20 protein-coding genes and 1 pseudogene are annotated in these 21179 nt (G+C 37.6%); all 21 read left to right on the top strand.

Annotated features, from left to right (window positions below; all coding sequences use genetic code 11):
* Nucleotides 1-138: 138 nt before the first annotated feature.
* The 21 genes and pseudogenes from mnmG (at nucleotide 139) to GQR54_RS17410 (ending at nucleotide 20632) form a co-directional block, all read left to right on the top strand.
* Nucleotides 139-2028 carry a tRNA uridine-5-carboxymethylaminomethyl(34) synthesis enzyme MnmG gene (mnmG, locus tag GQR54_RS17505; protein ID WP_010555145.1) on the top strand — a complete coding sequence of 630 codons (1890 nt, stop codon included), beginning with the start codon at nucleotides 139-141 and terminating at the stop codon, nucleotides 2026-2028.
* Between the two features lie 15 nt (nucleotides 2029-2043).
* Entirely contained in the window at nucleotides 2044-2664 is a 621-nt protein-coding gene (gene rsmG, locus GQR54_RS17500; RefSeq protein ID WP_007585988.1) for a 16S rRNA (guanine(527)-N(7))-methyltransferase RsmG, read from the top strand.
* A 14-nt stretch (nucleotides 2665-2678) separates the two neighbouring features.
* Nucleotides 2679-3464 (top strand): ParA family protein, encoded by a 786-nt coding sequence (locus GQR54_RS17495; RefSeq protein WP_004335235.1) that lies wholly within the window; start codon nucleotides 2679-2681, stop codon nucleotides 3462-3464.
* A gap of 20 nt (nucleotides 3465-3484) precedes the next feature.
* Nucleotides 3485-4408, top strand: coding sequence for a ParB/RepB/Spo0J family partition protein (locus tag GQR54_RS17490; protein WP_024591276.1), 924 nt, complete (start codon nucleotides 3485-3487; stop codon nucleotides 4406-4408).
* Between the two features lie 142 nt (nucleotides 4409-4550).
* On the top strand, nucleotides 4551-4931 hold the full coding sequence (locus GQR54_RS17485) for an ATP synthase subunit I (RefSeq protein WP_166379288.1): 381 nt from the start codon (nucleotides 4551-4553) through the stop codon (nucleotides 4929-4931).
* Between the two features lie 15 nt (nucleotides 4932-4946).
* Nucleotides 4947-5804, top strand: a complete 858-nt coding sequence (gene atpB / locus GQR54_RS17480; protein ID WP_024592268.1) for a F0F1 ATP synthase subunit A — start codon at nucleotides 4947-4949, stop codon at nucleotides 5802-5804.
* A gap of 61 nt (nucleotides 5805-5865) precedes the next feature.
* On the top strand, nucleotides 5866-6108 hold the full coding sequence (atpE, locus tag GQR54_RS17475) for a F0F1 ATP synthase subunit C (protein WP_007585980.1): 243 nt from the start codon (nucleotides 5866-5868) through the stop codon (nucleotides 6106-6108).
* Nucleotides 6109-6149: 41 nt separating this feature from the next.
* Nucleotides 6150-6620 (top strand): F0F1 ATP synthase subunit B, encoded by a 471-nt coding sequence (gene atpF, locus GQR54_RS17470; RefSeq protein WP_004335264.1) that lies wholly within the window; start codon nucleotides 6150-6152, stop codon nucleotides 6618-6620.
* Nucleotides 6621-6636: 16 nt separating this feature from the next.
* Complete coding sequence (gene atpH / locus GQR54_RS17465) at nucleotides 6637-7170, top strand: F0F1 ATP synthase subunit delta (RefSeq protein WP_007585978.1); 534 nt, start codon at nucleotides 6637-6639, stop codon at nucleotides 7168-7170.
* A 14-nt stretch (nucleotides 7171-7184) separates the two neighbouring features.
* The gene (gene atpA, locus GQR54_RS17460) at nucleotides 7185-8726 is read left to right on the top strand and encodes a F0F1 ATP synthase subunit alpha (RefSeq protein ID WP_007585976.1); all 1542 of its coding nucleotides are present in this window, start codon (nucleotides 7185-7187) and stop codon (nucleotides 8724-8726) included.
* 60 nt (nucleotides 8727-8786) lie between these two features.
* Nucleotides 8787-9647: a F0F1 ATP synthase subunit gamma gene (atpG, locus tag GQR54_RS17455; protein WP_007585974.1), complete on the top strand. Its 861-nt coding sequence runs from the start codon at nucleotides 8787-8789 to the stop codon at nucleotides 9645-9647.
* A gap of 33 nt (nucleotides 9648-9680) precedes the next feature.
* Nucleotides 9681-11066, top strand: a complete 1386-nt coding sequence (gene atpD, locus GQR54_RS17450; protein ID WP_007585971.1) for a F0F1 ATP synthase subunit beta — start codon at nucleotides 9681-9683, stop codon at nucleotides 11064-11066.
* A 13-nt stretch (nucleotides 11067-11079) separates the two neighbouring features.
* Entirely contained in the window at nucleotides 11080-11502 is a 423-nt protein-coding gene (locus GQR54_RS17445; protein WP_007377666.1) for a F0F1 ATP synthase subunit epsilon, read from the top strand.
* A 165-nt stretch (nucleotides 11503-11667) separates the two neighbouring features.
* The gene (locus tag GQR54_RS17440) at nucleotides 11668-13803 is read left to right on the top strand and encodes a winged helix-turn-helix domain-containing protein (RefSeq protein WP_166379286.1); all 2136 of its coding nucleotides are present in this window, start codon (nucleotides 11668-11670) and stop codon (nucleotides 13801-13803) included.
* 305 nt (nucleotides 13804-14108) lie between these two features.
* On the top strand, nucleotides 14109-14261 hold the full coding sequence (locus GQR54_RS17435) for a transposase (RefSeq protein ID WP_166379284.1): 153 nt from the start codon (nucleotides 14109-14111) through the stop codon (nucleotides 14259-14261).
* A pseudogene (locus tag GQR54_RS19660) lies at nucleotides 14227-14445 on the top strand (IS3 family transposase); the annotation flags it as partial. The gene GQR54_RS17435 and the pseudogene GQR54_RS19660, both read left to right, overlap by 35 nt.
* Nucleotides 14446-14948: 503 nt before the next feature.
* The gene (locus GQR54_RS17430; RefSeq protein ID WP_166379282.1) at nucleotides 14949-15152 is read left to right on the top strand and encodes a hypothetical protein; all 204 of its coding nucleotides are present in this window, start codon (nucleotides 14949-14951) and stop codon (nucleotides 15150-15152) included.
* Nucleotides 15153-15160: 8 nt separating this feature from the next.
* A complete protein-coding gene (locus GQR54_RS17425; RefSeq protein WP_166379280.1) occupies nucleotides 15161-15661 on the top strand; it encodes a hypothetical protein in 501 nt (166 codons plus the stop codon).
* 1169 nt (nucleotides 15662-16830) lie between these two features.
* On the top strand, nucleotides 16831-17172 hold the full coding sequence (locus tag GQR54_RS17420) for a hypothetical protein (protein WP_166379278.1): 342 nt from the start codon (nucleotides 16831-16833) through the stop codon (nucleotides 17170-17172).
* 2 nt (nucleotides 17173-17174) lie between these two features.
* Nucleotides 17175-18419, top strand: a complete 1245-nt coding sequence (locus GQR54_RS17415; protein ID WP_166379276.1) for an HlyD family efflux transporter periplasmic adaptor subunit — start codon at nucleotides 17175-17177, stop codon at nucleotides 18417-18419.
* The gene (locus GQR54_RS17410; RefSeq protein WP_166379295.1) at nucleotides 18419-20632 is read left to right on the top strand and encodes a peptidase domain-containing ABC transporter; all 2214 of its coding nucleotides are present in this window, start codon (nucleotides 18419-18421) and stop codon (nucleotides 20630-20632) included. Before GQR54_RS17415 ends, GQR54_RS17410 begins: the two co-directional genes overlap by 1 nt.
* Nucleotides 20633-21179 lie beyond the last annotated feature (547 nt).

Genomic DNA, 21179 nt, shown 5'->3' with positions numbered 1-21179 from the left:
TTTAAAAGATCCTTTATATTATTAGAGATCACATACTTAGATCTTGCCCTTTGTTTAATCATTTATCTTCTGCCAATTTCTAGGTAGAATACGCTCCCTTTTGAAGTTTACCGGTTTGATTTAAGTAGGATCCCATTAATGATTTTTCACGAAAATTTTGACGTTATCGTAGTAGGTGGTGGACATGCTGGCACTGAAGCCGCATTAGCAGCTGCCCGTATGGGGATGAATACCCTGCTACTGACTCACAATATGGATACCCTCGGTCAAATGTCTTGCAACCCAGCAATTGGTGGGATTGGCAAAGGTCATTTGGTAAAAGAAATCGACGCGCTTGGTGGTGCAATGGCACAGGCCATTGATAAAGGCGGGATCCAATTTCGTACACTAAATTCTTCAAAAGGACCTGCTGTTCGTGCTACTCGAGCACAAGCAGATCGTGCTTTGTACAAAGCGGCTATTCAAACAACATTACAAAACCAAGATAACCTTAAGATTTTTCAACAATCATGTGATGATCTTATTGTTGAAAACGATCGTGTTACTGGCGTAGTAACTCAAATGGGTTTACGTTTTAGTGCACCAAGTGTTGTTTTAACCGTGGGTACTTTTTTAGGCGGCTTAATTCATATTGGTTTAGAAAATTATAAAGGCGGTCGCGCAGGCGATCCTCCTTCAATCGCTTTAGCTGATCGCTTACGTGAACATCCATTTAGAGTTGATCGTTTAAAAACAGGTACACCGCCACGTATTGATGCACGTACTGTTGATTTTACAAAAATGGAAGCACAGCCAGGTGATACACCAACTCCTGTGTTTTCGTTTATGGGTAAACAATCAGATCACCCACAACAGATACCGTGTTACATAACTTACACAAACGAAAAAACACATGATGTTATTCGTAAAAACTTACATCGCTCACCTATGTACTCAGGTGTTATTGAAGGTATTGGTCCACGATACTGCCCTTCAATTGAAGATAAAATTGTTCGTTTTGCAGATAAAGATAAACATCAAATATTTGTTGAGCCTGAAGGTTTAACATCATACGAATTATACCCAAATGGTATTTCGACTAGTTTACCGTTTGATGTACAACTTGAAATTGTGCAATCGATTACAGGTTTTGAAAATGCACATATTTGTCGACCTGGTTACGCAATTGAATATGATTACTTTGATCCACGTGATTTAAAACAATCTTTAGAAACTAAATTTATTGAAGGTTTATTTTTTGCGGGTCAAATTAACGGTACTACCGGCTATGAAGAAGCGGGTGCACAAGGCTTAATTGCAGGTATGAATGCTGCACTAAAAGTGCAAGGCAAAGATTCTTGGACACCACGTCGTGATGAAGCTTACGTTGGCGTATTAATCGACGACTTAGCAACACTGGGTACAAAAGAACCATACCGTATGTTTACCAGTCGTGCCGAATACCGTTTATTACTTCGTGAAGATAATGCTGATATTCGTTTAACTGAAAAAGGCCGTGAGCTAGGTTTGGTTAATGACGAACGCTGGCAGGCATTTAACGAAAAAATGGAAGTAATCGAAAAAGAGAAGCAACGCATTAAAGATACATGGATCCATAAGGATCATGCCGTTGTAGAACAAGTAAATGCATTACTGAAAACACCGCTTACACGTGAAGCAAGTTTAGAAGAATTACTTCGTCGCCCAGAGATTCGTTATAACGATCTTATGGCTATAGAAGGATTAGGATCTGAATTTACAAACAAAGCGGCACTTGAACAAGTTGAGATCCATACTAAGTACGCAGGTTATATTGCGCGTCAACAAGATGAGATCAACAAACAGCTTCGTCATGAGCAAACAATTTTACCAAAAGAGTTTGATTATAAAACCGTATCTGGTTTGTCAAATGAGGTAGTTGCCAAGCTTATTGAGTCGCGTCCTGACACTATTGGTCAAGCATCGCGTATTTCTGGTATCACCCCAGCGGCGATTTCGCTATTATTAGTGTATCTGAAGAAGCAAGGCCTATTACGCAAATCCGCGTAACGGTAAGGGTACATAGTGTTACAGCAACAATTAACTACATTGTTAGCGCAAACTGATATTGCGCTAACAGAAAAACAACAGCAACAGCTAGTTCGTTACGTCGAGTTATTGAATAAGTGGAATAAGGCTTATAACTTAACCTCAGTACGCTTACCTGAAGAAATGATGATTAAGCATATTATGGATAGCTTAGTTGTTGCGCCTCACTTACCCGGTCATCATTATATTGATGTTGGAACGGGTCCTGGATTACCGGGTATCGTATTAGCAATTGCATTACCTAATACACATTTTGTGTTATTAGATAGCTTAGGTAAACGTGTACGATTTTTAATGCATGTTAAACATGAGCTTGGTCTTGATAATGTAACCCCGGTTCAGTCAAGAGTTGAAGAATATCAACCAAGTGTTAAATTAGACGGCGTACTAAGTCGTGCTTTTGCTTCATTACAAGATATGGTTGACTGGTGTTCGCACTTAATCGATCATTCGGGTAAATTTATAGCACTTAAAGGCGTGTTCCCTAGCGAAGAGCTAGAGTCACTACCTGCAGGTGTTAAGTTTGAGCAAAAAATTGCATTAGAAGTACCTAATTTAGATGCACAACGACATTTAATTATTCTTTCTAAAGATTAGGGATCAGAGATACCGTGGCAAAAGTCATCGCATTAGCAAATCAAAAAGGTGGAGTGGGTAAAACTACAACCGCTGTTAACCTCGCTGCTTCTATGGCTGCAACGAAACGTAAAGTGCTGTTAATTGATCTCGATCCGCAAGGTAATGCGACTATGGGTAGTGGCGTAGATAAATATGGCGACGTGCCAACTATTTACGACCTACTTATTGAAGATAAACCTATAGAAGACGTTATCATTAAAGAAACGTCTGGTGAATACCATATGATTGCTGCAAACGGTGATGTAACCGCTGCAGAAGTTAAATTGATGGAATTATTTGCCCGTGAAGTGCGTTTACGTAATGCACTTGAAAAAATTCAGGACCAGTACGAATTTATTTTTATCGACTGTCCACCCTCTCTAAATATGTTAACTGTTAATGCAATGGCCGCAGCTGATTCTATTTTAGTGCCAATGCAATGTGAGTATTATGCACTTGAAGGGTTAACCGCATTAATGGATACGATTACGCAACTTGCTAAGTTAGTGAATCCTAGCTTACAAATTGAAGGCATACTTCGTACTATGTACGACCCACGTAACCGTTTGGCAAATGATGTATCAGAACAATTAAAACAACATTTTGGCGATAAAGTATACCGTACGGTGATCCCGCGTAATGTTCGTTTAGCTGAAGCACCTAGTTTTGGTACTCCTGCTATGTACTATGACCGGGCATCAAGTGGCGCTAAAGCGTATTTAGCACTCGCTGGTGAAATGTTACGCAGAAAAGAAAAAACAGCGTCCGTTGTCGCCTAACTTTGAGGTAAAAAAATAACATGTCTGCTAAAAAACGAGGTTTAGGCCGAGGACTCGATGCACTTTTAAGTTCGTCAAAGCCTGCACCGAGCCCAAGCAAGGAACACGACACATCAAACGTTTCTGAGGCTGTGCAAAATGCCGCGGCTAATAATAGTGAATTACAAAAACTCCCAATAGAGTTCTTACACTCTGGTAAATACCAACCTCGTAAAGACATGTCTGAAGAGGCGCTAGAAGAGCTTGCTAGTTCTATTCGCTCACAAGGTATTATTCAACCTATTGTTGTGCGCCCTATTGCACACAATAGCTTTGAGATTATTGCTGGTGAGCGTCGTTGGCGCGCAGCGCAAATAGCTAAGCTTGAAACAGTACCTTGTATTATTAAAGATGTACCTGATGAAGCTGCCGTTGCGATTGCACTGATAGAAAATATTCAGCGTGAAGATTTAAATGCCATGGAAGAAGCAGTTGCACTTAATCGTTTACTAATAGAATTTGAATTAACACATCAGCAAGTAGCAGATGCGGTGGGTAAATCACGTACGACTGTAACTAACTTATTGCGTTTAAATAACTTAAATAGTGATGTAAAAATTCTGTTAGAACATGGCGATATTGAAATGGGCCATGCTCGTTGCCTGTTAGCCCTTGAAGGTGAAGCGCAGTCAGATGCTGCTCGTTTAGCTGTAGCTAAAGCATTAACAGTTCGAGAAACTGAAAAGCTCGTACGCTCAATTTTAGAACCTTTACCTGCTAAAGAAATAACCGAAAAAGATCCAGATGTTAAGCAGTTAGAACAACAACTCGCTGAAAATCTAGGTGCTAAAGTAGAGATTAACTACAATAAAAAAGGCAAAGGTAAACTGGTTATTTCGTATACTAACCTAGATGAACTTGACGGCATTTTAAATCGTATAAATCACGACAATACCCACCATTAGTTTTCTACATGTCTAAAAAGGGACATTTGTAGCTATTTCGTGTTACAAAGCATCTACTCAAGTTGCAAAACTGGCAGGATTAAGTATAATTTCGCCAGTTTTCACACCCTAACAATTAGAACGCAATAAAGGTTAACTAAACGTGACTGATAAGTTAGCGAGTCCATATCGACTTGCCGTATTAAAGTTAATTTTCCTTCAGGGTGTTGTAGCATTAGTTGCTGCTGTAATTATTTTTTTTAGTTCGGGAGTCAATGCCTCGCTTTCATCACTCGCTGGTGGAGCTGTAGCAGTACTTCCGCACTTTGTATTTGCACTTTATGCATTCAGATATATGGGTGCAAGTCGAGCAAATCAAGCGTATGCCTCGTTGAAACGCGGCAACGGATTAAAGTTTATGCTAACAATTGTATTGTTTGCGCTAGTACTGAAGCATTTTCCGGTAATTTTATTACCCTTTTTTAGTACTTATATACTGGCGCTCTTTACTGGATTGTTCGCACCCGTTTTTTTTAAACATTAACTTTTGGGATATAACATGGCAGCAGAAGAAGTTACTCTATCTGGCCATATCCAGCACCATTTGACCAATGCTAAGATGTGTTCGACCGATACAGGTCTCGCCTTCAATAAAGCATGTACGGACAGTGGATTCTGGACATGGCATATAGATACCCTTGCATGGTCTATCGGTTTAGGTCTTATATTTTTATGGATCTTTCGTAGTGCCGCTAAAAAATCAACACTAGGTGTACCTGGAAAATTTCAGTGTTTTATTGAAATAATCGTAGAATTTGTTGGTGACAACGTACGCGATACTTTCCATGGTAAAAGCAAGCTTATTGCACCATTAGCCTTAACGATTTTCGTTTGGGTGTTCTTAATGAACTTAATGGATTTAATACCAGTTGATTTCCTTCCAGCATTTGCAGGTTTCGTTGGTGAGACTGCATTTGGTATGGATTCACACGATGTGTACATGAAAATTGTACCAACGACAGACATTAATATGACTTCAGCGCTAGCGCTGGGTGTATTTATACTAATGGTTGGCTTTTCAATCAAAATAAAAGGTATTGGCGGGTTTATTAAAGAGTTAACGCTTCATCCGTTCAACTCAAATAACGTGTTCGTTCAAATTATTTTGATACCATTTAACTTATTACTTGAACTGATTGCACTCGTTTCTAAACCGTTTTCATTAGCACTACGTTTGTTTGGTAACTTATATGCTGGTGAGTTGATTTTCATCTTGATCGGCGCTATCGGTTTTATGCAACTACCGTTGCACTTTGTTTGGGCAGTATTCCATATTCTAGTTATTACATTACAAGCATTCTTATTCATGATGCTTACGATTGTATACCTAAGCATGGCAAGTTCAGATAATCACTAATTTTTAGATTTACAATTTTACTTTTACTTTTAACTTTACAATTGAAACTTTGGAGAAATAAATGGAAGCTTTAGAATTATTAACAGGCTTAAAATACATCGCAGTAGCTTTACTAATCGGTTTTGGTGCAATCGGCACAGCAATCGGTTTTGGTAACATGGGCGGTAAATTCCTTGAAGCATGTGCGCGTCAACCTGAGCTTGCACCTTCGCTACAAGTTAAAATGTTTATCCTTGCTGGTCTAATCGATGCTGTAGCAATGATTGGTGTTGGTATCGCTATGGTATTGTTGTTCGTACTTTAATTTTATTCTTTGAACAGCTTACTATTTAAGGAGGAGCGGTTGTGAATTTAAACGCCACTCTTATCGGTGAATTGATTGCGTTTACGGTGTTCGTATTATTTTGTATGAAATACGTATGGCCACCACTAAACGGTGCAATTGAAGCTCGCCAGAAAAAAATCGAAGATGGTTTAGCTGCCTCTGATAGAGCCGAAAAAGACTTAGAACTTGCGCAAAAGAAAGCTGCTGAACAGCTTAAAGATGCAAAAGCTCAAGCGGCTGATATCATTGATCAAGCTAAAAAGCGTGCAGTGCTAATTGTTGACGAAGAAACACTTCGTGGTCAACAAGAGCGTGAAAGTATCATTGCTCAAGGGCACTCTGAAGTTGAGTCTGAACGTAATCGCATAACAGAAGAACTACGTAAGCAAGTAGCAACTCTGGCAGTGATTGGCGCAGAACGTATTTTAGAGCGTGAAATTAATCAAGCCGCACATAGTGACATCGTTGAAAAACTTGTCGCTGAGCTGTAATTAGGAGGGTATGAGCATGTCTAATTTGACTACTATCGCTCGCCCATACGCTAAAGCGGCTTTTGAACTTGCCGTTGAGAAAGGCACTCTAGAAAGCTGGAATGATATGTTGTTCTTTGCAGGCCATGTAGCCAGCAATGAGCAAGCATCGTCTGTTTTAGCGAGTATGCCTACAGCTACTGCACAAGCTGAATTATTTATTCAACTTTGTGCTGAGCAGCTCAACGAACAAGGTCAGAACCTAGTTAAGGTGATGGCTGAAAATGGACGTTTGACAGCTCTACCTGAAGTTGCACAGTTATTTGCTGAATTTAAAGCAGAATACGATAAAGAAATCGAAGTAGATGTGATTTCTGCAACTCCTCTTGTTGCTGCGCAACAAGAGTCATTGGTAGCGGCACTTGAAAAACGTTTCGCACGCAAAGTTAAGCTGAATTGTAGTGAAGACGCGTCAGTGGTTGGTGGACTTATTATTAGGTCTGGCGACACTGTAATCGACGGTACTATTCGCGGTAAATTAAACCGCTTAGCTACAACACTACAATCGTAATTGGGAAAAAGAGCATGCAACTTAATTCCACTGAAATTTCAGATCTGATCAAACAACGTATTGAGAAGTTCGAAGTTGTAAGTGAAGCTCGTAACGAAGGTACTATTGTATCTGTTACTGACGGTATCATCCGCATCCACGGTCTTGCTGACTGTATGCAAGGTGAAATGATTGAGCTTCCTGGCAGCCGTTATGCTATCGCACTAAACCTTGAGCGCGACTCAATTGGTGCAGTAGTAATGGGTCCGTACGCTGACCTTACTGAAGGCGTAAAAGTATATACAACTGGTCGTATTTTAGAAGTTCCTGTTGGTCCTGGTTTACTTGGTCGTGTTGTAAACACACTAGGTGCTCCAATCGATGGTAAAGGCGCTCTAGATAACGACGGGTTTGAACCTGTAGAAAAAATTGCACCGGGTGTAATCGAGCGTAAATCTGTAGATGAGCCAGTTCAAACTGGTTATAAATCTATTGATGCGATGATTCCAGTTGGTCGTGGTCAACGTGAACTTATCATTGGGGATCGCCAAACAGGTAAAACTGCACTAGCAATCGATGCAATCATCAATCAAAAAGACACAGGCGTTAAGTGTGTGTACGTTGCGATTGGTCAAAAAGCATCTACTATTGCAAACGTAGTTCGTAAATTAGAAGAGCATGGTGCACTAGCAAATACTATCGTAGTTGTTGCATCTGCTTCTGAATCTGCGGCACTTCAGTACTTAGCACCGTTCGCGGGCTGTACTATGGGTGAATACTTCCGTGACCGTGGTGAAAACGCATTAATCGTATATGATGATTTGTCTAAGCAAGCAGTTGCCTACCGTCAAATTTCATTACTACTTAAGCGTCCACCAGGGCGTGAAGCATACCCAGGTGACGTATTCTATCTTCACTCTCGTCTTTTAGAGCGTGCATCGCGTGTAAACGCAGATTACGTTGAAAAGTTCACTAATGGTGAAGTGAAAGGCAAAACTGGTTCATTGACGGCATTGCCAATCATTGAAACTCAAGGCGGCGACGTTTCTGCGTTCGTACCGACTAACGTTATCTCTATCACCGATGGTCAGATCTTCTTAGAAACTGACTTATTCAACTCAGGTATCCGTCCGGCAGTAAATGCTGGTATCTCGGTATCGCGTGTTGGTGGTGCTGCACAAACTAAAATCGTTAAGAAACTAGGTGGCGGTATTCGTCTAGCCCTAGCTCAGTACCGTGAATTAGCTGCGTTTTCGCAGTTCGCGTCTGACCTTGATGATGCAACTCGTGCTCAACTTGAGCATGGTGAGCGTGTAACAGAGCTAATGAAGCAGAAACAGTACGCGCCAATGTCTGTTGCTGATATGTCTTTGTCGTTATTTGCTGCTGAAAAAGGCTTCCTTCAAGACATCGAAATCGCGAAAATCGGTGACTTTGAAGCAGCTTTACTTTCGTATGCAAATAGCACATACGCAGAGCTTGTGGCTCAAATCAATGAAACTGGTAACTTGAATGCCGAGATCGAAGCGCAGCTTAAAGAACTTCTAACGAAGTTCAAATCTACGCAAACTTGGTAATTTAGTTATTAATGGTGCGCTTTAGGAAACTAAAGCACACCTTGATTCGGAGAGAGAGTCATGGCCAGCGGAAAAGAGATTAAAAGCAAGATCGGGAGTATTAAAAATACTCAAAAGATCACTAGCGCAATGGAAATGGTTGCTGCGTCTAAAATGAAAAGGGCGCAAGAACGCGTTGCTTCAAGCCGTCCATACGCTGACAAATTACGTGAAGTAATTGGTCGTGTTGCTCAAGCAAATCTTGATTTTACTCACCCGTTCTTAAAAGATCGTGAAGTGAAACGAGTTGGTTATATTGTTATCTCTACAGACCGTGGTCTGTGTGGCGGTCTAAACTCAAACGAGTTTAAGAAAGTTGCACTTGATGTTAAAGCGTGGAAAGAAAAAGGTGTTGATGCTGAATTTGCTACTTTAGGTAGTAAAGCAGCTGGCTTCTTTCAACGTTTTGGTGGTCAACTACTCGCTAAAAAAGCGGGCCTAGGAGATAAACCTTCAGTACAAGACGTTATTGGTCCTGTAAAAGTTATGCTTGATGCATTTTCTGAAGGCAAAATAGACCGTTTATTCTTGGTATATAACAAATTCGTTAATACCATGAGGCAAGAGCCAATTATAGATCAGTTACTCCCTTTGCCAAAAGCTGAAGAAGAAGTATCTGCTCACACATGGGATTACTTATACGAGCCAAATCCAGAGGCTATTTTAGAGTCTTTGTTAGTACGCTTTATTGAGTCTCAAGCATACCAAGGTGTGGTAGAAAATGCTGCCTCTGAACAGGCTGCTCGTATGGTTGCAATGAAAGCTGCAACTGATAACGCAGGTGACCTTATGGACGAGCTACAGCTTGTTTATAATAAGGCTCGCCAAGCAGCAATCACACAAGAAATTAGTGAGATTTGTTCTGGCTCAGCAGCAGTTTAATGCTTCGGGTAAAGATTAACGAGAGGAATAGACATGAGTTTAGGTAAGGTCGTCCAAATTATCGGCGCCGTTGTGGATATTGAATTTCCACAAGATAGCGTGCCAGCGGTATACCACGCACTAAGAGTAACAGATGGCGATTTAGCTGGTTTGACTCTAGAAGTTCAACAACAGCTAGGTGGCGGTGTAGTGCGTACTATCGCTATGGGTACTACTGATGGTTTACGTCGTAGTGCTTTAGTTATGAATACAGGTGAATCGATTCAAGTTCCAGTTGGTAAAGCAACACTTGGTCGTATCATGAACGTACTTGGTGAGCCAATCGATGAAGCGGGTCCAATCGGCGAAGAAGACCGTATGTCTATTCACCGTGCAGCACCTTCATACGAAGAGCAATCAAGTTCAGTTGAACTTTTAGAAACAGGTATCAAGGTTATCGACCTTGTATGTCCGTTTGCTAAAGGTGGTAAAGTTGGTTTATTCGGTGGTGCCGGTGTTGGTAAAACCGTAAACATGATGGAACTTATCCGTAACATCGCAATCGAGCACAGCGGCTACTCAGTATTCGCAGGTGTTGGTGAGCGTACACGTGAAGGTAACGATTTCTACCATGAGATGAACGATTCAAACGTACTTGATAAAGTATCGCTTGTATACGGTCAGATGAACGAGCCTCCTGGTAACCGTTTACGCGTAGCGTTAACAGGTCTTACTATGGCTGAAAAGTTCCGTGACGAAGGTCGCGATGTACTTTTCTTCGTAGATAACATCTACCGTTATACGCTTGCTGGTACAGAAGTATCTGCACTACTTGGTCGTATGCCATCAGCGGTAGGTTACCAGCCTACACTTGCTGAAGAAATGGGTGTGCTTCAAGAGCGTATCGCGTCTACTAAGACGGGTTCAATTACTTCAATCCAAGCGGTATACGTACCTGCGGATGATTTAACGGATCCATCTCCAGCAACTACCTTTGCTCACTTAGACGCAACAGTAGTACTTTCACGTGATATCGCGTCACTTGGTATCTACCCAGCGGTAGACCCACTTGATTCATCTTCACGTCAACTTGACCCACAAGTAATTGGTCAAGAGCACTACGATACAGCACGTGGCGTTCAAACAGTTCTTCAGCGTTATAAAGAACTTAAAGACATCATTGCAATCCTAGGTATGGACGAGCTTTCTGACGAAGATAAGCAACTTGTATCTCGTGCACGTAAAATCCAACGTTTCCTATCTCAGCCATTCTTCGTGGCAGAGGTGTTTACAGGCGCGTCTGGTAAGTACGTATCACTAAAAGATACAATTTCTGGCTTTAAAGGCATCTTAAACGGTGAATTTGATGATATGCCAGAGCAAGCGTTCTACATGGTTGGCTCTATCGAAGAAGCTCAAGAAAAAGCCAAAGGCATGTAACTAGGAGGGTAGTATGACAGCTATGACTGTACATCTTGACGTAGTAAGCGCTGAGCAGAGTTTGTTCTCTGGTCTTGTTGAATCGATTCAAGTATCTGGTAGTGAAGGCGAGCTGGGTGTAAACCTAGGCCATGCTCCACTACTAACTGCCCTTAAACCTGGTATGGTACGTTTAGTTAAGCAATTTGGTCACGAAGATGTGATATATGTTGCTGGCGGTACATTAGAAGTTCAACCAAATCACATCACGATTCTTGCAGATACTGCGGTTCGTGGTGAAGATTTAGATGAAGATTCTGTACAAAAAGCTAAACGTGAAGCTGAAGAACATATGGCGAATTCGTCAGCTGTTGAGTTTGATTATCAGCAAGCGGCTACGCGACTGGCAGAAGCAGTTGCTCAGTTACGCGTAATTCAGCAATTACGTCACAAGTAAGCCTATCCGGTTTTTAAAAAGCCCACTTTGAGTGGGCTTTTTTGTGCCTGTTCAGATGACATTACCTTACATAGCTGTTAACCTCTCGTTAATGTTTTCGCATTTGAAACAGTTTAAACATTTTTTATTCTCAAGTTGTGATATGGATGTTGGGTTATAACAATTATGAAAGAAGCAAATTTTCCCCGTAGTGTTAAAGAAGTCAAGTTCGGTGCGTGGAGCCTTAATCCAAAACTTCAAATAATTTCTGATGGTGAAGTTGAAAGAGAACTAGAACCACTTCTTTTTAAAGTACTTTCTTATTTGATTATTAACAAAGACGAGATCATTACCCGTCAAAACTTAATTGATGATGTTTGGTGTCAACACTATGTTGATGACAACGCAATTAACCGAGCAATGTCAGAACTTAGAAAAGTACTGAAGTCAGAAATACAACGTGGTTTAGTGGTAAAAACACATTACAGGAAGGGTTATAGCTTTTTCTTGGAGCCTGAGATTATTTATTATGAAGAAGAGCCTTCGACTTCGGGGCAGGTTAATATATTAAAAGAAACCCCTAATAAAATGCAAAAAAAGGTAATAGGATTTATAGTAATATTAGTTTTAGGAGTTATTGGTAGTATCTACATATTTCAAAGCCTACTAAATCAAAATGACTATAAACAAAAGGATACGCTATCAAAGGTAGGAACAAAAAGCCCAAACATTGTAGAGAAAAAATTTAACGAAGAAACACTCTCTTGGCTACAGGGGGTATATAGTCAAATGATACTTTCCCCAAATAACTCAACCGTTGCACTTTCATTCCTTGGAGAAGAACAATTAGATTCAGTGCTTTTATTAAAAAACTTAAATACTGGGCAAGAAATAAAAATTTCAGAAGCTAACGCTAATATTTCCCCGGCAGGTTGGTCAATTGATAGTGAACGTGCAATTTATAGTGTAGAAAGTAAAGGCAAATGTGAGCTGTGGGAAGTAGGTTTAACAAGTAATGCGGATAGTAAGTTTTTATTTAATTGTGAGTCTTCATACCCAATAAATGCGATTAATATTGATAATAATTCTCTTATTTATTCAAAGTATGGTTATAGAAACCGCTCTGAATTATCAGTTCTTGTTAATCGAAACTTAAGTACAGGTGAGGAGTTTCAAATAAGTTCACCAAACCTAAATTCATATGGTGATAAGTTTTTATATTTTATAAAAAACAAGAATAAAATTATATTTGAAAGACATCAATTTAATTCTAGTGAATTATACATGACTGATTTAGAAGGTGGCGCGCAGATAAAACTATTTGAGACCAAAAATAGAATATGGTCAATTAACTATCAAAAAGAAACCGACTCATTGTTATGGTATGACAATACAGAAGAAATTTTTTACCAATATTCGTTAAATAATAACCGTATAAAAAGTAAAACAAAAGTTCATAGTAGAAGTCGCTACTCGGCAACTTATCCTATTAACAATAACAATGTTCTAGGGTTGATATATCCTTTTTTTCATAATGTCTACAGATTAGATCTAACTTCTAAAAACTTTGAACGTGTATCAAAATACGATAGCAGGTTTGCAAGTTCTATTGGAGAAAACCTTGTGTTTTTAAGTAATGATGGGGAATCAATTAAATTAAATACGGTATTCAAAGATGGTAAGGTCAAATCAAAAAAAGTTAGCTTCAGCTATCGAGACTTTAAAATATCTTCTGATTCCCAAGAGGCTTTTGGTGTTAATGAAAGTGAAATAGAAATACTTAATTATGAAAATTTATCCGTTAGGGATGTTATTACCCCAAAAGGTAATTTGATTTCAGCTAGTTATTTACTAGATAAAAACATTGGTTATATTGTGCAAGATGAATCTGGTGCAAGTACTCACTCTTACATTTTTAATAGGGTTAACTCTAAAAGTATATTATTACCTGTAAATAATGCATTGTGGTTTGGCCAGTTACAAAATAATAAAATAGTATTTTTGAATAATCTAGGTATGTTAATATTTTTTGATTTATCTACAGGGGTGCAAACAACTGGCTTAGAAGTTAAACAATCAACTTATAAGCACTCTTTATCGATAAATAAAAATAAAGTTTATCATTCGACCGGTAAAGCAATTTACGAATATGATTTTGCTGAGAGTGTTGATATATTGCCTAAAAAAGTATTTGAAGTTAGCAATGCAGAAGATGTTATTCTAAATGTAAATTCTTCGAGTTCAGATAGCACTCTAACCTTAGAAATAGTTGAATTGCTAAACAATGAGCTTGTGAGATTATCGCTAGAGAAAAGTGATTAACTAGTATTTTTTGAAATTATCAATATAGTTATCAAAACTTTTATGCCTTAATTTAAGTAGTTTATACGAAGACTTTCTGCATGTAATAACTTATAAACGATAAATTTATGCGCGCTCTTTCATGCGATCGCTTTTAATCAACAGTGTTAGATATAGTAACTAGCTTGATTTTTAATTTAATGTGGTCTGCATTACTAAGTAAAACTAAGTTTGATATTATAACTTCTCAGCTAATCCAATTCATCTTTGTTACCCCCCTGTGTCAGGATAGTTGTCGCCTCTAACTTTTAATAGAGGCAGATAAAATGAGACGTCGATTTACACACGAATTTAAAGTTCAAGCTGTTGAAAAAGCATTATCTCAATGTGATGATGTTCGCCTAGAAGATATTGCGCTTGATTTAGACATCGGTTATTCAACTTTACAACGATGGATCGCACTTGCACAGCGGTATTAAATTTGTCACGCCAAACCAGCGCCATTTAGGATTAGATAAAGCGATACTAGCGAAACGTCATCGGGTAAATGAAATGGCGAAATTACAGAATCCAAGCCGTTGGTCAGGAAAGTCGCGAGATTGGACAATGATCAATGAAGTAAATTTAAATCCAGAGAAAAAAGAAGAAGTGCGGGCGGCATAAAATTTAACTTGATGCGACAACTAACTTGAAAAACTCTGTTACTTAATTTTATAAATTTAAAAGTAAACTTGCGCCTTATAAGTTTCTTCAAATCGGATGCAATATTTTTGTATTTAACTTAAGGGCTTAATAGTGAAAAGTGTTATTTTCAATGCTGGCGTCACTTTGTTGTACTTAAAACAATTATATGTATTTTAGGACTTACTTATTTGACTTTGTATATATATGCCCAAAGTATGGCGGTACTTTGGGCTACATATGCGAGAAATGCAAATGCAATAAGGAAACTAAATTTTACAGCCGTTCCAAAAATAAGACAAGTTTTTTATTATTCTAATATTTTCAATTGCTAATATTGTTAAGTTATTTAATTTCAGTAGTTTAAGTCTAATTATTATATGATTTAATAATGATTGATAATTACATTTTTTTATATTTTTAGGATAAATTAATTGTGTTCACTAAGAAACTATAACAAACAATTATCTATAGGATTAAGATTCATGAAATTTTCATTAAAGAAAAAAAACCTAAAAGTTCTTAAATCAGAAGGCTTAAATACTAATAATATCCTAGCGCTAGAACAAACGAAAATGATAAACGGTGCGGCAAAAACTGTGACGATTAGAACAAGCTGGTGTAATCCGGAAGACCCTGATGTTCAAATTCCAGGTTCAGTTACAATATTTACTGAAGTCACTAAATAGGGGGCTTTTTGTTAGTAATCAATTTATATACTGCAATTTCATTCTCTGCTGTTTTGAATATAAATACACCTGAACTTCAGGAGTATTTATATTCCAGAGAATCTGGGAATATTAGTGATGTTTTTGTTAAGAACGGTGATTTAGTTAATAAAAATGATTTATTAATGGCGTATGATAATTATGAGTCAAGAAAGTATGTTTACTCTACTTTAAAGGGAAATGTCGTATATGGGTCAAGGTTAGAAAAAGGTGGTTTTTTTTATAAGGGAGAGCTACTTTTTAAAATCAAAAACGAAGAGTTTTATGGCGTACTTTCTTTTAATAATAAGGAGCTAGATAACATTGCCTCTATAAAGCTAGAGGGTTACTTATGTTCAGACGCATATGACTTTCGTTTTAAAGTGGTCAAGGTAGACCATTCATCTATTTTAGTATCAATTAAGAATTTAGATGAGGATTTGAGCATGAAAAATAAGGGGGTTAATGAAGTTTTTTATAATTGCAATTAGTTTCGCAGGTACTATCTGCTTTGCAAACGAGTAAGTATTTTTATCAAATTTTACATTATATTACGATGGTTTAGATTTATTAAGCGGCCATAATCGCCATTTAAGCTTATTTAGTTCTATTAAATGGAAATTTTTATTTAAGAATTTTTACACTCTTCACCATTCTAACCTCTATTTTCCAAATATAGTCATGCTTTATATAAGTGGCCGTATACTTTGTCATAAACAATCTGGCTTAGTACTAAATAAATTACCGAAAAAGCGTTTATTAGCAGTATATATCTACATTCCTTTCTTTTCTTAAGTTGTGTTATATTTAACAACCGCTGGAGAAATAGCTGGCAATAATTTTAACCACTTTCCCGCCCAGGGCCACAGAAAATAACAGGCTTATATCAAAAGCATACCAATTAAATCTGTAGTTACTCATCTATCTGTAGTTACTCATCTACTTGTTTTCTAAATTATATTTACCTTGTTATCCCAAACTACTTACCCTTCTTAGTTTTAAATAGACACCAAACACGCGTATTAAATTTTAAAGTATAGGCTGATAACACTACTCGGTATTTAAGTTAGCCATTATTTATTCCCATCATGTAACAAATTAATTTTAAAGGTGATTCAGGAACACTAGTTTTTATGCTCATAATCATTACTTTTTTTAGTGGAAAAGGAGTTAGCCTTGGTTAGTATTACTTTTCGAACTTTTTATTTAGTGCTTTTTACTCAGTTATTACGGCATACGCTTTTTAGACTCATCCGAAGTCTCTGCTGCGTTTTAGCTATTTCTTTATATTTTCACCTTTAAAGTTAAGCGTTATACACACAAACTTAGCAATTTTTGCAATACTGTAGCCTTGCTCGTTAGTCAATAAATTAAGCGTTCAGCTAAATTAGACCCGAGCAACCATCGGGATGATACTTCTTATGTATTCCCTTCGCAAATCTATATCTATAAATATGTTTACCATATTAGCAAAGCAAATCTAATCACTATTACTAGCTTATTTACAAATAACTTTTTAGCTTAAGTAACTGAAAAAAAATAATTTTATTAATTATCCTTACATTTGCTAAATGAATAATTATCTGTGAATATAAATTCCATCGAATCAGAGGGGGCCAATAAAACCCTCTTTTAAAAGTTAAATAATTTGGAGCTTACTATGACGCTTAATGAATATTTTAGCCGTTACTATGCATTAATCTGCGATGGTAGCTTAGATGATCTAGAAGATTATTTCTGTTCTGGCTCCCCTTTATTTAATGCGACCAAGCAACAGTTTGAAACACTAAGAAAGCAATTTGACTTTAAGTTTACTTTGCAAAATGTGGCACTAATTGCAAAGCAAGACGACTTATTAGTTGTAAGAGATGTAGTTAATTTTAAAGCAGAGATAGATGGCAAAGATATAGATAAAGTGTCGAGTAATTTACATTCGTTAGTAAAAGAGTCAGGTGAATGGAAATTGCATTGTAGTACACCACTACCTGAGGCAATGGTGTAAATATGTCAGGTTTATTTCGCAAAGAAGCTATTGACCATCAAGGACAAAAACTTGATGGTGAGGTAACAATAGCAACTCATATGTCGTTTACATGGATATTAGGGTTGATTTTAGGGATTGTTATTATTGGCTTCACATACCTTATTTTAGGTGAATATCACCGAAAAGAAGTTGTTTCTGGTTATTTACGACCAACAACCGGTTTATCTAAGGTTTATCCTTTAACAACAGGTGTTGTTGAAGAGATTTTTGTAGAAGAAGGTGAACATGTCATTAAAGGTCAATTGCTAGCGCGGATACGGATGGAAAGGTTACTTTCTTCTGGTAACGATATTAATGATGTAATCGTGAGTGAGTTAACTAAGCAAAAGCAATTCTTAAATGAAAACTTACAAAATCAAAAATTATTAGCTGAAGTGAGTGTTGAAAAATTAGAATCTCAAATAGCGAGCACGACTTTTCAAGTGGAGCAGGCCCAAAAACAGCTGACATTATTAGATAAACGAGTTGTTTTGAGTAAAAAAAGAGTTACTGATACCGAATCGCTTATAGAAAAACAATTTGCTTCTAACGCTGATTTGGAGACGGTAAAAGATAATTACTTTGCAATTCAACAACAAGCCGAAGATCTAGAAGCGCGTTTACTTACGCAAAAAGAGTTGCTGAGTCAGTATCGTTTTGAATTAATACAAATGCCGATGAATCAACAAGAGGTTGAATCACAGCTACGTTCTCAATTAGCGAATATAAATCAGCAGATTAGCCAAGCTGAATCACAAGGTAGTTATGATGTCCGTAGTCAGCGTAGTGGCCGCATTAGTAACTTATTAGTTAAGCCAGGGATGATGGCACAATCAAATTATCCATTAATGGCAGTGTTACCAGAAGATACAAAATTAGAGGCCGTTCTTTTTGTACCAACTAGAGCTTATGGGTTTGTACAAAAAGGGCAAGGTACACGCATTCGTTATCAGGCATTTCCATACCAACGCTTTGGTATTTATGACGGGGTAATAAAAAGTGTATCTAAATCAATACTTTTACCAAACGAGACGGCTTTACCTGTTTCGCTTCAAGAGCCAATGTATCAAGTAGTAGTAGAGTTAACCAATCAAAATGCAAAAGCTTATGGAGCTTCTGTTCCTCTACAAGCTGGCATGTTACTCGAAGCAGACATTATGGTTGATAGTCGTTCGCTCTTTGAGTGGTTATTTGAACCAATATATAGCATTAAGGGAGCAGTATGATGGAAAACCCAATGCATTTATTGAAATTTAGCGGGGCAAAGCGTCTCCCAGTAATTTTACAAACAGAAGCTGCAGAATGTGGGTTAGCAAGTATAGCAATGGTTGCTGCTTACTATGGTTACAAAACAGATTTAACGAGCTTACGCCAAGAACATGAAATTTCTTTAAAAGGCGCAAACCTTGAAGAACTAATGCAAATTGCAGATAAGTTAAAGTTAAGTACACGAGCTTTAAGATTAGATTTAGAACACTTATCGCAGCTTAAAACACCCTGTATTTTGCACTGGGACATGAATCACTTTGTAGTACTAAAAAAAGTAACTAAAAAATCAATAGAGATACATGACCCAGGTTTAGGTGAGCGCAAATACACAATGGAGGAGTTTTCTAAACACTTTACTGGTGTTGCATTAGAGCTTAGTCCAACAGAAGAGTTTAAATCTGAAGATTCGCGGGTAAATTTAAAATTATCTGACTTTTGGAGCAAAGTAACCGGCCTAAAGTCAACGCTGGGCAAAGTATTTGTTTTATCACTATTACTACAAGCATTTGCAATAGCAAGCCCTTACTACATGCAGCTTGTAGTTGATGAAGTGATTTTAAGCTACGACCAAAACCTACTCGCTATTTTAGCAATTGGATTTGGCTTGCTGATGGGAATAGAAATGGTCACGGGAGCTGTACGGAGTGTTTTATTATTGCATTTTGGTAATTTAATGAGCATACAGCTTGGTGCCAATCTATTTCATCATTTAATCAGATTACCATTACAGTATTTTGAAAAACGGCACATAGGTGATGTTGTCTCTCGGTTCGGCTCACTACAACAAGTAAAGGAACTACTTACTAAAGGGGTAATAGAGGCGGTTATTGATGGTGTGATGGCTATCGCAACACTTATCATGATTTTTTTGTACAGCCCAAAGCTCAGTATCATTGTTTTAATAGCGATAGCCATTTATGCAGTGTTTAGAATTGCAATGTATCGCCCACTTCGTCAAATGTCAGAAGAGGTCATCGTAAACCTTGCCAAAGAGCAATCGAACTTTATGGAAACAGTGAGAGGTATCCAAACGATTAAATTGTTTGGGCGAGAAGTACAAAGACAAAGTGTGTGGCATAACAAGTACGCAGACAGTTTGAACTCAGGTATACGCGTAGGTCACTTAAACATAGGCTACGAAGCATTTAATAAAATTATTTTTGGTATTGAAAATGTTCTAGTTATTTACTTTGCAGCCATGCTGGTTATGGAGGGGGATTTAACGGTTGGTATGTTGTTTGCCTTTATGGCTTATAAGCGCCAATTTGTAGAAAAAATGGCAAGCTTAATTGAAAAAGTGATCGAGTTTAAAATGCTTAGCCTTCATTTTAACCGCTTAGCTGATATCTCTCTAACTGATAAAGAGCAAAACATTCAAGGCAAAATGAGTGGAAAGAAAATCAGTGGCAACATAGAGCTTAAAGGCATTAATTACCGATACAACAAAAAAGAAGCACCGGTATTTAAACACCTAGACTTATCAATTAAAGCCGGAGAGTCAGTCGCAATTATTGGGCCGTCTGGTTGCGGTAAAACGACGTTAGCAAAGTTAATGCTTGGGTTGTTCGAAGCAGACGAAGGCAAGATTGAAGTAGATGGCATTGATATTAGACAACTTGGGCTTGGTCAATATAGAACGCAGATTGCAGCTGTAATGCAGGACGACCAGCTTCTATCAGGCTCAATAGCAGATAATATATCATTTTTTGACCCCGAGCTAGACATGCAACAAGTTGAATGGGCAGCCAAAATTGCGGCTATAGATAAAGATATTTTACAAATGACAATGGGCTACAACACACTCGTTGGTGATATGGGGGCGGCATTATCAGGCGGGCAAATACAGCGCTTATTACTTGCAAGAGCTCTGTACAGAAAACCTAAAATATTATTTATGGACGAAGCAACAAGTAACTTAGATACAAAGCTTGAGTTTTCAGTAAACGAAGCCGTTAAAAATCTAGATGTAACACGCATTATTATTGCACATAGGCCAGAAACAATAGCCAGTGCAGACAGGGTTATAGAGCTTAGATATGGTGAAGCCATAGAGGTAGATAAGCCTGATTTAGGTTCAAGAACTAAAGCTATAAAGAAGATAAATAGCTTAAATGTTGAAAATGAAGAGTTTATAGATACAAGTTCAGACGGAAGTTTTTTAATAAGTTAATTAATAAAAAAGGAGAAATAAATGAAAGAGTTAAATGTAGTTCAGTTAAAAGAAGTTAATGGTGGTGCAATTTCTTCCGGGAGTAGGCCTGTTATATGTGGCCCCATTGAAATACCAAAATCTAATCAGACTTACTAAAACACAATAAACTTAAAATAGGAAAATATCATGAATGAATTGAACATAATGCAAGTGAAAGAAGCTAATGGTGGCATTGTAGATGGTGGTTGTGTAATTGGACCTAAAGTCCCAACTATTCCAAAGATTTTTCAATAGGAGAGGTATATGAAAACATTAAATATAGTTCAGTTGGAAGTAGTGAGTGGTGGTGTTTCAACGGTTTATCATGAGGGTGCATGGCTGCAAGCCATTAAAGATCTAATGAATCAACTTAAATAATCAGATAGGAAAAATAAAATGAAAGAGTTAAATAAAAAAGAAATAACAAGTAGTGTTTTTGGTGGAAAGTGTACTGGAGTTTGGTTAGGAACGACTGATGGTGAGTATGGTGTTTGTATTGGTAAAAGTGAAAATTAATTAATAAAGG

Origin of the sequence: Pseudoalteromonas sp. Z9A4, from assembly GCF_011378845.1 — a bacterium.
Taxonomy (GTDB): domain Bacteria; phylum Pseudomonadota; class Gammaproteobacteria; order Enterobacterales; family Alteromonadaceae; genus Pseudoalteromonas; species Pseudoalteromonas arctica.
The sequence above is the reverse complement of the archived record's forward strand: the minus strand, read 5'-3'. Positions and strand labels throughout refer to the sequence as shown.